10 protein-coding genes and 1 pseudogene are annotated in these 13068 nt (G+C 57.7%); 5 read left to right on the forward strand and 6 right to left on the reverse strand.

All coding sequences use genetic code 11. From position 1 onward, the window contains the following. Positions 1–134: 134 nt before the first annotated feature. Positions 135–1058, forward strand: a complete 924-nt coding sequence (locus ACIQUB_RS24240) for a LysR family transcriptional regulator (protein WP_402932927.1) — start codon at positions 135–137, stop codon at positions 1056–1058. A 303-nt stretch (positions 1059–1361) separates the two neighbouring features. Here the strand turns inward: ACIQUB_RS24240 and ACIQUB_RS24245 are convergent, their stop codons facing one another. Genes ACIQUB_RS24245 through paoA form a run of 4 tightly spaced genes read right to left on the reverse strand, consistent with a single transcriptional unit; the run spans position 1362 to position 6140 of the window. Beyond that, entirely contained in the window at positions 1362–2294 is a 933-nt protein-coding gene (locus tag ACIQUB_RS24245) for an XdhC family protein (RefSeq protein WP_402932930.1), read from the reverse strand. Positions 2295–2341: 47 nt separating this feature from the next. Then, entirely contained in the window at positions 2342–4546 is a 2205-nt protein-coding gene (gene paoC / locus ACIQUB_RS24250) for an aldehyde oxidoreductase molybdenum-binding subunit PaoC (RefSeq protein WP_402932932.1), read from the reverse strand. A 5-nt stretch (positions 4547–4551) separates the two neighbouring features. Beyond that, entirely contained in the window at positions 4552–5502 is a 951-nt protein-coding gene (locus ACIQUB_RS24255) for an FAD binding domain-containing protein (RefSeq protein WP_402932935.1), read from the reverse strand. Further along, on the reverse strand, positions 5499–6140 hold the full coding sequence (gene paoA, locus ACIQUB_RS24260; RefSeq protein WP_113237692.1) for an aldehyde dehydrogenase iron-sulfur subunit PaoA: 642 nt from the start codon (positions 6138–6140) through the stop codon (positions 5499–5501). The genes ACIQUB_RS24255 and paoA overlap by 4 nt, the downstream gene beginning before the upstream one ends. A gap of 1123 nt (positions 6141–7263) precedes the next feature. On the opposite strand from paoA, the gene ACIQUB_RS24265 reads away from it, so the two are divergent. The 3 genes and pseudogenes from ACIQUB_RS24265 to ACIQUB_RS24275 all read left to right on the forward strand — a co-directional run bounded on the left by ACIQUB_RS24265 (position 7264) and on the right by ACIQUB_RS24275 (position 11352). Continuing rightward, on the forward strand, positions 7264–7737 hold the full coding sequence (locus tag ACIQUB_RS24265) for an NUDIX domain-containing protein (RefSeq protein WP_402932939.1): 474 nt from the start codon (positions 7264–7266) through the stop codon (positions 7735–7737). Between the two features lie 791 nt (positions 7738–8528). Continuing rightward, positions 8529–10340: a diguanylate cyclase gene (locus tag ACIQUB_RS24270; protein ID WP_402932942.1), complete on the forward strand. Its 1812-nt coding sequence runs from the start codon at positions 8529–8531 to the stop codon at positions 10338–10340. Positions 10341–10604: 264 nt separating this feature from the next. Further along, a pseudogene (locus ACIQUB_RS24275) lies at positions 10605–11352 on the forward strand (SDR family NAD(P)-dependent oxidoreductase). A gap of 58 nt (positions 11353–11410) precedes the next feature. Here the strand turns inward: ACIQUB_RS24275 and ACIQUB_RS24280 are convergent. Together ACIQUB_RS24280 and ACIQUB_RS24285 are read right to left on the reverse strand one after the other, a co-directional pair. Continuing rightward, the gene (locus ACIQUB_RS24280; protein WP_402932945.1) at positions 11411–11590 is read right to left on the reverse strand and encodes a hypothetical protein; all 180 of its coding nucleotides are present in this window, start codon (positions 11588–11590) and stop codon (positions 11411–11413) included. 92 nt (positions 11591–11682) lie between these two features. Continuing rightward, positions 11683–11871 carry a hypothetical protein gene (locus ACIQUB_RS24285; RefSeq protein ID WP_018902156.1) on the reverse strand — a complete coding sequence of 63 codons (189 nt, stop codon included), beginning with the start codon at positions 11869–11871 and terminating at the stop codon, positions 11683–11685. 251 nt (positions 11872–12122) lie between these two features. Here ACIQUB_RS24285 and ACIQUB_RS24290 point away from each other — a divergent pair, with 251 nt between their 5' ends. Continuing rightward, entirely contained in the window at positions 12123–12764 is a 642-nt protein-coding gene (locus ACIQUB_RS24290; RefSeq protein WP_113237688.1) for a hypothetical protein, read from the forward strand. Positions 12765–13068 lie beyond the last annotated feature (304 nt).

A 13068-nucleotide genomic window follows, 5' to 3' on the forward strand; every position in this document is an offset into this window, starting at 1 on the left:
AACAACATCAAATCACACATGACGGTCCCTCTGTTCAATCCAAGTGAATCAAAACCGAGGCAACATAACAAGTAATTTAATAGGTCCTGAACCTAAGTTTGCTCGCGGGCTATCCACAAATGGATAAGGGACACATGCAAGATTGGAACGATCTGCGGTTTTTTCTGGCTGTGGCGGAGCACGGCAGCACACTGGCGGCAAGCGTTGTCTGCCAAACCAGCCAGAGCACGGTGTTTCGCCGGATCGCATCGCTGGAACAGTCTACCGGCGTCACTCTCTTTGATCGGCATGCGTCCGGCTATCGGTTGACCGCGGAGGGGATCAAACTGCTGCCACTTGCTCGCGAAGCTGCAGCGGCCATGGGTATCTTTGGCCAGGCTGCGGCGAGTGAACGCAGACGACAGACGACGGTCATCCGGTTTTCCGCGCCCGACGTGACGATGGAATTTCTGCTGCCCACAATCATGGGCACGTTTCGTGAGAAGCACCCAGAAGCCCAAGTCGAGCTGATCGCTTCAGACAGGAAGTTAGATCTGGCGGCGGGCGAGGCCGACATCGCCTTGCGAACAAACCCTTTGTGGACAGACGCCTCGCTGTTCGGCCGGCGGGTTGCCTACGAGCGGCCGATGCTGGCTGCCAGCAAGAAATACGTCGAGAGCCATCGACTTCCAGCAACAGAAGCAGAGTTCGCCAATCATGATTTTGTAAGCTTGACCAGCAATCTCTCGGAAGTGCTCGGCGATTGGTTTCAACGCAACGTGCCGAGACATCGGATTGTTCTCCAGCCGGACACGCTCGCCAGCACCTTGAGTGCGGTGCGTAGCGGCCTTGGGATATCTGTTCTGCCGCAATTCCTCTGCGATCGAGACGATACCTTGGTGGCCGCTCCTTTGGCACTTCCGGTACCAGAGTTTGAGCTCTGGATCGTATGCCACAAGCGGCTCAAAAGCTCCGAGCCGGTCCGCAGCCTGATGGAGTCCATCCGCAACTATATCGCCGCGACCACGAAGCCGCGACTGTCTCAAGAACCGCTGATGACTAGCGCGGCTTGTCCTTGAACCCATTAAAACGCGCTTCGAACCGCCCCCTCCCCGTTTGGGCGGAATCTTCGCGCCTCATCTCCTCATCCGGGTAACACCTGCTGTGTGACAGGGAGGCGCGCGGTCCCTACGCAGGGCTTAACCCGTCCAACACCGAGATGCCGGTGGTTGCTGGCAACCGAAGTTAGGGATGACGGGATTAATCCTTTCAAGACGCGCAGCTAAGTCACCGCGCGCCCGAACGGGTCGACCATAGGAGCTACTTTTTATCGAGGTAAAACCGGATAGGATTCTAGTGCAACCTCTGCGAAAGTGTCACGGTCAATCGAACACCTCTAGCCGGGCAGCGGCAACGTCGGCGAGAACCGAGAGCGCTAACGAAGTGGCGTCCCTGGTCGGGCCAAATAGCCCGATCGGAGCCTTGATCCGATCGAGGGATTTTGAAGGGGTACCGCGCGACCGCAGCCGCTCGATGCGGCTACGATGTGTCCGAGTGCTTCCAAGAGCACCAATATAGAATGCCGGAGATGCCAAGGCTTCGCTCAGCACATTTGCTTCCAAATCCAAGTCATGATGGAGGAGTACGACAGCCGTAAACGCATCCATAAGAATAGCGCCCTTATCCACTCGAAGCCGAGTGCTTTCTGCCACTTGAACATCGTAGCCTGACACGTCTGCAAGACGACAAACTGCCTCGGCTTCACCCGTTTGACCGGATATGACGAGCCGCGTCCGGGGACGATAGACCGACACGAACGTACCTTCAAACCACTTCGATCGTCGAGGAACCGTGTCAGCCCGAGATAGCGTTTGCGATGCGGGTGTGTAAGCTAGAGCGGCTGAGCAACGGTTGGCCAGATCAACAAGCGCATCAGCCAAAATCCTTGTGTCGCGGATGACATGAATAGCAACGGTGATGCCCCCACCACAGGGAAGTTCGATATCGAAGAACGGCGAGCCCTCACCGAACCTGACAGTCCGATCGCGGCCTACCGAAATGGCTTGTAAAGCTTCGGCCGCCACTGCCGCCTCGACACATCCGCCCGAAACATATCCGCAAAATCGACCATCTGCCGCAACGGCAACATGCGCGCCAAGAGCCCGAGCGGCTCCGCCTCTGATCTCCACCAGGGTTGCAAGAGCCGCGCCACCGCATCCCGTGGCCTTGACTGCAAAGCCAAGGATGTAAGCGGGATCGTCGATCGAGCTCGCCCTGACGGGGACTGGTATTGTCGTGACTAAAGGCTTGTTCAAGTCGGGTCCTCGAAGGGTTGCGGTGGCCAACCGGGCCACCGCTCTGATCAGGCGACGTCCGGCAACCCGCCGATCAGCTTGTCGAGGGTCATCGGGTAATTCCGCAGGCGAACTCCCGTCGCATTATAGATCGCGTTGGCGATCGCTGCCGAAACGCCGCACAGGCCAAGCTCACCTATACCCTTCGCCTTCATCGGCGAAGACATCGGGTCGGTCTCATTCATGAAGATCACTTCCTGATAAGGTATGTCGGCATGCACTGGCACCTCGTACCCGGCAAGGTCGTGGTTGACGAAAAAGCCAAGGCTGGTGTCGACCGCGAGTTCTTCCGATAAAGCCAGACCTGCACCCATCGTCATCGCGCCGATCACTTGGCTTCGCGCCGTGATCGGATTGAGAATACGGCCTGCGGCGCAGACGGCGAGCATGCGGCGGATACGGGTCTCACCGGTGGCAACATCGACGCCAACCTCGACGAAATGCGCCCCAAAGGTCGATTGCTGATGGCTTTCAGACAGCTTCTCCCATTCGATTTTGTCTTCGCCGACAAGTCCGTCTGGACCGGCAGCTTCACCCAGCGAGACCGATCTGGTCCCGGAGCGGACGGCACCGTTTTCGAAGGCAACGTCGCTTGCATTGAGCCCAAGCCTCTCTATCACTGCCTCGCGCAGCTTAACACAGGCGGCATAGACACCCGAGGTCGAACAGTTTGCACCGAACTGTCCGCCAGAGCCCGCGGAGACCGGAAAGCGGGAATCGCCAAGCTGCACAGCGACCTTGTCGATCGGCAGGCCCATCATCTCCGCTGCGGTCTGAGCGATAATCGTATAGCTGCCAGTGCCGATGTCCGTCATGTCGGTCTCGACGATGACGATGCCTTCCCGGTCCAAACGTACCCGTGCGCCGGACGGGATCAACAGATTATTACGGAAGGCAGCGGCGACGCCGGTGCCGATCATCCATTTCCCTTCGCGACGTGTCCCAGGGCGGCCGCGGCCGCCCCAACCGAAGCGTTCAACGCCCAGCTTGAGACAACCGACAAGATCGCGATGAGAGAATGGACGTTCCGGTTTCTCCGGATCGACCTGAGTATCGTTGAGGATGCGGAAATGCACAGGATCCATGCCGAGCTTTTCCGCCATCTCGTCCATGGCAATTTCGAGAGCCATAAGGCCCGGTGCCTCGCCGGGCGCACGCATAGCGTTGCCTTCGGGAAGGTCCAGCGTAGCCAGGCGCATCGCGGTCATGCGGTTTTCGCCAGCGTACAGAAGGCGGGTTTGCATCGCCGCCGTCTCAAGTTGGCCGCCGGGTTGGTCGCCTGACCAGCTCTCGTGCGCGATTGCAGTGATCTTTCCATCGCGGCTCGCACCGATCCTGAGCCGCTGGATCGTCGCTGGACGATGTGTCGTGTTATTGGGGATGAAGGGACGAGGTAAAGCGACCTTGACCGGACGCTTTGCGGCCTTGGCACCAAAAGCTGCAAGAACGGCATCAACTCGTAAGAACAACTTGCCGCCGAAGCCGCCGCCGATGAACGGCGACATCAGATGGATCTTCTCCTTATCGATGCCCAGCGTGGTTGCAAGATCGGACCGCCACCAGTCGATCATCTGGCTAGACGTCCAGACAGTGATTTCTTCTCCGTCCCATGCGGCAATCGAAGCATGCGGTTCCATCATCGAATGCGACTGGTCCGGCGTCGAATAGGTCTCGTCCAAGGCGACCGGGGCGGACCTGAAGGCCCCTTCAAAATCGCCCACCGCCGTATCGGGCGGAGCGCCGCCCGCGTCCTTCGGCTTCACCGCTGACGTCATAGCCTTCGCGAGGTCATAGGCGCCCTTGTCTTCGGCGTAATCGACTTTCACAAGATTTGCCGCAGCACGGGCCTGCTCGAAGGTCTCTGCGACCACCACCGCGATTGCCTGATGGTAATGTTGGATCTCGTCACCGCCGAACAGGCTAGCGGTGTTGAACTTGCCTTTCTCCCGCTTGCCGACGTCGAGCGTCGTGACGACGGCAAGAACGCCGGGGGCGCGCTTTGCGGCATCGACGTTCATGGTCTTGATGCGTCCCTTGGCGATGGTTGATCCCACAGGATAGCCATAGACATAGGGCATGTTTGGATCATGCCATTCATAGGCATACATCGCCTTGCCGGTGGTCTTGAGCTCGCCGTCGATACGGTGGATCGGCTTGCCGACCACCTTGAGCTGATCGATCGGATTGGTGGTTACTGGTGTATCGAACTTCATGGCGATCAGCCTCTCGCTTCGGCGATCACGGCACCGAGCGTGCGCTCGACGAGATCGACTTTGAACTTGTTCTCTTCGGTCGGACGGGCGTCGGCGAGGAGGATCCCGGCGGCCGCTCTTGCTCCCTTACCGAGTTCTGCGTCCGCCGCGTCGACGCGCCACGGCTTGTGGGCAACGCCTCCAACCGCCACCCTTCCCGTTCCGTCAGACTGAATGACGGCGCCAACAGAAACCAAGGCAAACGCGTAGGACGCACGGTCGCGGACCTTGCGGTAGATATGCTTGCCGCCGACTGGAGGTGGCAGCACGACTGCGGTTATGCACTCTCCTTGGTCGAGAACCGTCTCGATATGTGGCGTATCTCCAGGCAGCCGGTGGAAGTCGGCGATCGGGATCGAGCGGTGGGTCCCGTCCCGCTTGACGGTCTCGACGACCGCGTCGAGCACGCGCATCGCGATCGCCATGTCGCTTGGATGCGTGGCAATGCAAGCGTCGCTGACGCCCACCACCGCGTGTTGGCGGCTAAAGCCGCCAATGGCGGAACAGCCGCTTCCCGGCGACCGCTTATTGCAAGGCTGGGCAGTGTCGTAGAAATACGGACAGCGCGTCCGCTGCAGAAGATTGCCCGCGGTCGTCGCTTTGTTGCGCAGCTGTCCCGAAGCGCCCGCCAGAAGAGCTCGAGAGAGAAGGCCGTAGTCACGACGGACCACTTGGTCTGCAGCCAGGTCGGTATTGCGCACCAGGGCGCCGATGCGCAGGCCCCCTTCGGTGGTTGTCTCAATCTTGTCCAGTCCGAGATCATTGACGTCGATGAGATGCGTCGGCTTCTCAATTTCCAACTTCATCAGGTCGAGAAGATTCGTACCTCCGGCGATGAACTTGGCTTCGGGATTATTTGCAGCCGCCTTGGCCGCGGCCTCCGCAGAGGAGGCGCGTTCATATGTAAAGGCCTTCATGCCGGCACTCCTGCAACTTCATTGATCGCATCGAGAATGTTGGAGTATGCCCCACATCGACAGATATTGCCGCTCATGCGCTCGCGGATTTCGGCGGATGTAAGGGCCGCCTGCTCGGTCAGATCTTCGGTTACATGGCTCGGAATGTTGGCTTTGATCTCCTCGAGCACAGCCACGGACGAACAGATCTGTCCGGGTGTACAATAGCCGCATTGGAAGCCGTCATGTTTGACGAAGGCGGCTTGCATTGGATGCAGATTGCCAGGCTGGCCGAGCCCCTCGATCGTCGTGATTGAAGCGCCGTCGTGCATGACGGCAAGCGTCAGACAGGAATTAATGCGACGGCCGTCGACCATGACCGTGCAGGCGCCGCATTGCCCGTGGTCGCAGCCCTTTTTCGTGCCGGTCAAATGCAGGTGTTCGCGCAAGGCGTCAAGCAAGGTTGTTCGGTTGTCGACAACCAATGTCTGTTGCGCGCCGTTCACCGAAAATGCCACAGAGGTGGTGAGGTCCATCGTACTCCCCGAAGATTGTGCTGGCGCCGCAAGCGGTGCGGCGACGCTGGTCGCTGCCAAAGTTGCAGCGGACGTGATAAATAAGTCTCGTCGAGAGATTTCAAGTTGCTTGGTGGTTCGCATGGCAAGCTCCGGGTCCACATGTGGGCAAAAGGCGGTTTAAGCGGCACCACCTTAGCGCATCGCCGTCAAAACAGATTGTCATTGCTCAACGAGCGACTGGACTGATTCGTTCCTGAACGTAGGTCATTTGTCCTCTCGATGACGGGCCAAAGGCCTAGGCCACGAGACGCCGCGAAGGCGATCGTAAAAGTAAGAGGGATTTGCGCGGCATGTCGCAGGCGATAGGTGTCTCGCAGCAGAACCACTTCGGCTAAAAAAGGCCAACAGCGCGACGAACAGCCGTACCATGAATAGTGCCAGCCAAAATCTTGACGCTGATTGCTTTGTCAACTTCGCGCTACCGTGTCACGGCTTGCCTCGCTTTGAGCGTGATCATGGACGGACAGTTTCTGGAAATGCGTGCTGCCTCGAGGCTCGCCCGATGACGCTCACGTCATGTTGGATACGGTCTTTTCTGGCGTCAGGAACGCTTTGGTTACAGCTTCGGGGCAACCGGTCTGCGATCGTCGCTTACGGCAGAAGGCGCCTCGGGAACTCGCGCTTACTGAGAATAAGCTGCTTTAGGTCGTAGGAAATTCACTTCCAAGCGACCCAGAAGCCGTTACAAGGCGGATCTCGCACGATCTACCCGTGCCGCCGATCGTCTGGGTACCAGCGGATTGAGCGCGGTCCAGAACAGCGCCAATGCGCGCTCGCGCGACTTGTCCCAGCGGACTGGGTCCAGGTCGCTATCGACATGCCGAGCCGGGTTGTCAGGAGATCCTGAGGTCGCGCCACTGCGGACTAAGCCACCCCTCACCATTCCCTGTCAGACCATCGTCATTACCGAATGCGAAACGGTGAACATGGGTCATCTTCGCCACCACCTAATCTTCTAGTCTCGTTTGATTAATCCATCCTCGACAGTCTGCCTCTCGGCACATCCCGTGGATCTGGCGTGAAACCGTTGTCGGTGTCGGTGACATTTTTTATCACTTGGAAGACCAGCTCGCAAAAAGCGCTGACCCGAGAACGCCATCGCAGCAAGCTCGCGGGCAGGCATTAGCGCTTATTCAGGGATCCCACTTGGGGTGCCAATAAGCGCTGATATGTTGACGGGGAATGGAAGCAAAAAGGCAGTGGCATGGCAGCGGTGAGTGCCGGCATTCTCTTGTATCGTCTGGTAACGAGCGGCATCGAAGTACTGCTTGTCCATCCGGGCGGGCCATTTTGGCCCAAAAAGAACGAGTCAGCTTGGTCGATACCAAAGGGTCTCGTCGACCCTAGGGAAGACCACCTAGATGCCGCAAAGCGTGAACTACTCGAAGAAACCGGTATCAAGCTTCGTAGCGATCCACAATGGCTTGGATCCTACAAGCAACCTGGATCGAAAACGGTCGATGTGTGGGTCGCTAAGGCAGACGGTTCAGAAAATCCCGATCTATCAGTTAGCACAATGCTCGAGCTAGAGTGGCCGCCGCGTTCCGGACAACGCGCGTTTTTCCCCGAAGTTGATCGGGCTGAGTGGTCCAATCTCGAGGACGCAGCAAGAGCTTTGCACAAGGGTCAAGTTGCCATATCGACCGACCTGAGATCCAAGTTGAGCGACAGTGAGTAAGCTCGCCAGGGGCAGGAGGAGATAAAGCAAAGAAACGCGTCGGGCTGCCGAAACTAACCCGATCTTCCTGAGGATTGGCCGCATATGCATTCACCTCGTCCGCTGCAGCAATCCAACAACTCGGACAAGCCAGATTGCATCTGGGCGTAGCTGAATGGCATCTAGGCAAGTGTGCGGATAGTTTGCCTTATCGGCTGCCGGCCCGCATATAGGAAGAGATCGAAGCGGATAGGTGGGGCGCTCGGCTGCCATTTCGTTGGCCATAGCGAGAAACTGGAAAAACCGCCATGTTCGCCATCTCTGTCGCGTCCAGTTGACACGCTTTCGATCTCCTACAAGCTAATGTCAAACAGCGCATACGGTTCCGAAAACGCGCGGTTTGTACGTTTGCATACATAAGCGACGGACAGCTCCGGTCGGCGTCGATGCGTCCGAACTTGCTTTCCGAAATGCCGCAGGCGACATGATCGAAATCATTGACATCGCTCGGCAGTACGGCAAGAGCATCGAAGGTGCCTGAGTGCTGCACTGAGCGGGCGACGCCACCTGACATCTCACGCCGAATAAGTCGACAGCACGGGTTCCGAACGGCCGGGAAGAAATGGCAATGCACCCTCGCCTCAGCTACAGACCGAAGATATTCCGGAAGACCCCCTTCGTCCGGCGTCATAGTTGAGTTGGGCCAACGGATGGCGAATCTCAAAGTTAGGGAACTCTAAATCACAGCGCCTTATATTAGGTCGCAGACGCGCAGCTCACGAAGCGATCGGCTGCGGCGCAGAGGTGGACAAATGCGCATCAGCACTATCACGAACTGGGCTTATTGGGTCACCGTTGTCCTAACTCTGCTTTCTGGCGGCGCCTTCATCATGGCCGTTCGCGGCGCCGATCAAGAGCGTGACGCGGCAACGACTGCTTGGAAGTTGGACGAGATCGCCGAGCAACTCCAGAGCGCGGCCGAGCAGACGACTGAAGATGCCCGCCTCTATGTCTTGAAAGGTGAACAACGTTATCTCGCGGCATTTGGTGGTGCTAAGACGCAAGAGAATGCCAGGCAGCAGGTTATAAAACGGATGGACGCCGGGTTGCTGACCGAGCAAGAGCGTAAGGCATTGCAGACCGCAGAAACAGATGCGGAACGGCTCGATGCGATTGAGGAGCAGGCTGTCATGGATTATACCGACGGCAACGTCGATAAAGCCCGCGCCGCCTTGCTTTCTCCAGAGCATGAAGAAGCCCAGTCGGGGTTGCTTTCGAGCGTGACCCACTTCACTGATCTCGTTGACGCAAGAGCGCAGGAAGACCTTCGCGCAGCCAAAGAGAAAGCCGATCTCTGGGGTTTGACAGCCAAAGCGCTCCTGGCACTCACCGCCCTCGTCTTCCTGAGCGTCCTCTATTTCGTTTTGAAACGTCGTGTCGCCCAACCCCTTTTGCAAATGAGCGGTGTCGTCAGGCGGTTGGCCAAACAAGACTACACAGTCGAACTTCTGGCAGACGATCGTCGCGACGAGATCGGCGACATGAACGAGGCGATCCAAATTTTTAGGGACAACGGGCTCGAGCGGGACCGATTGGATGCGGAGTTGCGCAAAGATCGCCAGATCAAGGATCTTATCCTGCAACTGATGCATCGCCTTCAAGCATGTCAGGATGGAGCTGAACTCGCACCAATCATGGCAAGATATGCGATCCAGATCTTTCCCAACCTCAGCGGGCATCTGTTTTTCATGAACGAGGGCAGGACAGTTGCGGTCGCGGCAAGCACCTGGGGTGCGCCAACACGGTCGACACTCGATTTTCCGTCGGTCCAATGCTGGGGTTTACGACGCGGCCGACCTCACCTCAGCGAAATCGAGCATGGAGACGTGCCGTGCCAGCATCTCGAAGAGGATAGTGCTGATGGTGGCCTATGCATGCCACTTGCAGCGCACGGCGACACGGTAGGTATGGTCTACTTCGAGCAGAGTAGCGGCGCATCCGACTTGCTGGATGCACGCGTTTACATCGAGCTGATTGCCGAGAACCTCGGGCTTGCCATTGCCAACCTTCAGCTGCGGGATCGGCTGACAAATCTCGCAATCAAGGATCCCCTCACCGGGCTGCTCAACAGGCGGTCGCTCGATGAGAACCTCAATCGCCTCCGCCGCGAAGCCACCGACCTTCCCGCGGCCCTGATGATGGTCGATATCGACCATTTCAAGCGCTTCAATGACGACTTCGGTCACGACGCCGGCGATTTCGTCATGAACCAAGTTGCCGCTATCATGACAGATGTGACCGGTGCCAGAGGGACGGTTCATCGCTTTGGTGGCGAGGAGTTTGCCATTGTGATGCCGGGCTCGGGAAAGGCGGCGGTTGCTACGGTCGCCGAGGCGATCCGTGTTGCGGTCGAAAAGGCGCCGATCACCTACCTTGGACGGCCGCTTGGCACAGTGACGATATCGGTTGGAGTGGCGGCGACGGATAGCAGTCAGCCAGCTGCCACCTTGATGCAGCGCGCTGACCAAGCGCTGCTGCGGGCCAAGGCAAACGGTCGGAATGCCGTTGCGACCGATTGGAACGTCGATGAAGGTTTCACTCAATCGATAAGCCGACGGATCTGAAGCGCATAGGGCTAAGCTACGCCGGCGTCCACGGCGATGGCGTCATGGCGTAGTCGTCGCGCCGAGTTGGCGCTGATGGGGCGCAGCAATTTCTGCTACGTTCGCCATGTCAGGAGGTCAGCTCGACCGGATCCAATCGTGTTCGCATTTCAGAAGCCTGCTGTTCGGCCTAGCCGAACAGCAGGGTCGGCGAAAGGGCACTAATTTGGGCGCTTCAATCGTAGTAAGTCAGTGGTCAGACAATACTCAACGATGGAGCAGGCAATGCAAATTGATCTTACAGGCAAAAAAGCACTCATAAGCGGGTCAACCGAAGGCATCGGTTATGCGATCGCGCGACAGCTCGCAAGGGCTGGTGCGGACGTCATTGTGAATGGCCGTTAGGACGGCAAGACTGCGGCAGCAGCTGAGCGTCTGCGAGGCGAAGGTGCCAAGGGCAATGTTTTGGCCCTCCAAGGTCCCGCAGGTTGATATTCTCATCAACAACGCTGGCATTTTCCAGCCCCTCGATTTTTTCGAGGCCAGCGACGAAGTCTGGGACCGGCACTGGCAGGTCAACGTCATGTCAGCCGTCAGATTGTCGCGTGCCTATCTCCCAGGGATGCAGAAACGAAACTGGGGAAGGGTCATCTTTATCGCGTCGGAATCGGGCTTCAACATCCCAGTCGAGATGATCCACTACGGTGTCAGCAAGACAGCCGACATCGCGGTTGCCCGCGGTCTGGCCAAGCGCATGGCCGGGACTGGCGTCACCGTAAATTCCGTCCTTCCTGGACCGACACTTTCACAAGGCGTGGAGGCAATGCTTGCCGATGAGCGTAGCAAGACGGGCAAACCGATTGAAGCGGTCGCTGCCGATTTCGTCAAGCAACACCGCAGTACATCGATCATCCAGCGAGCGGCGAGCGTCGACGAGATCGCTAGTCTCGTCACCTATCTGTCTTCACCGCTGGCATCCGCCACGACAGGTGCCTCCGTGCGAGTGGACGGCGGGGTAATCGATACGCTCTAATTCCCCATCTCATCCTATCCATAGCGGTCTGTCCGCCCGCGGTTGATCGCCAGAGTGGCTATAACTGACGTCCTTGAGCTTCGGCTTGCAGCCGCCTGACACGTAATCTGTCGGCATCGGCTTCCCGCCGAAGTCTCTCATTGGCCAGATAATCTGCCGCAGATTGCTGCTTGAGCTTGGGAGTTTCAGTACGCAATGTCGTTGATACCACGCCCAGTTTCGCCGAATTCTCGGTCAAAGATGTGTTTCCTCGATTGCGCCAAAGGACGCTGAAACTCGCAAAAGGATAAAGCTTCGACGGAGGTTCCATCGACGGTGCCCCGATCGGGGCTACGCTCGCCCTTCGAACGCCTGCAACATCATCAACGTGCGATCATCGGTGTCTTGAACGACCAAGTGAGCATCGGACTGTTTCATCGGCTTCAATAGGTCAGGGTTGCCGCCCTGTGCAAATTGCAGCTTGGATTTATCGGAATCGACATCCTCGAGATCGGCTTTAAACTCAAGTGCGTTGGACATGGCAGAACTCCGCATTCGCGCTAGGGAATTTAGACGCCTAACGAGAAACCTGCGTCCTTGTTCCAGGCATCTACATGGAATCTGTAATCCCAACTTGGCCGCAAGCATCCGTCGCGCTCCATCGCCGGTATCGGTCCGAGCCTAAAATCAAAGTTCGAGCTGATGCTACCATTTCAAACTGTTTCTGGTAGCGCCTTTTAGGCGGCACCTTCTGCGTTGACGCGGCGGCGTCATGACACCATCTGTTTAGTATGAACAAATCGAAGACTAAAAACAAAGAAGCGGACGAGCCCGAACTGATGAGGGAATGGACCCTTCCGGTAGAAGCAACTCTTGGATCCGCTGTCCGGGTTAAGGGAATCTTGCAGGAATTGCGCTCTCGCTTGCCGCCCGCGGTCAGGAAGTCTCTCGATATGCAAACAGGTGCCCTCATCCTGATCATGCCTGAGACCTCGAAGACGGCGTTTCGCACGACGTCATCGGCTGTGTCGCAGGCGCTCAAGGACATTGCGGGGCTTCCCATCATACCTCGCGAGATCGAAGACATTCTGGCTATCACGACCTCTGAGCGGAAACGCTGGCTCGAAGATGGCCGGCTAAAAAGCGCCGGTACCAGGACCGTGAGGTTGCAAGGTAGAGCGCGACAGATCACTTTTCATGTGTTCGATCCACGCGTCGTTGAGGATCTTCTCAATCGTGGCTCGGTTGATGAGTGGCGCGAAGAGGATGCCGCCCTCAAGGCTGAGAACCGCAGGCGTGCGGCTTACCAGGCAAAGCTTACCCGGTCGCTGAGGAAGCAGGCGCCAGGACAGACAGCCAATGTGACCGTTGGCGAGGATGCTACAGGTCTTAGCGGGTGGGCCGAATTCGGGAATGACGGTTTGCTGCGATAAGTCGCCGGCTTGGATCATTTACGAATTGAGCGACGGCAAACATGCGCGTCGTCAGTAGTGAAGCTTGAACCAATAGCGTCCCACTCCGAGCCCAAGCACATCCATGTGCAGCCAGGGAAAGCTCAAGTCCAAACCGAGCGTTTTGCTGTCCGCAAGGATAAAAAAGCGCCGCCCAGAAGACCGCAGGGATGAAGACTGCGATCATCGTGCCACCTGCACCTTCCACCGTTTGCTATCTCTTTTCCTGCCTTGATGATATGCTATTTGACGGCGAAAAACATGGCTGATCCCAATGCCGGCTTCT

It is taken from the genome of Rhizobium sp. NPDC090275 (assembly GCF_044772225.1).
In the GTDB taxonomy this organism is placed as follows: domain Bacteria; phylum Pseudomonadota; class Alphaproteobacteria; order Rhizobiales; family Rhizobiaceae; genus Rhizobium.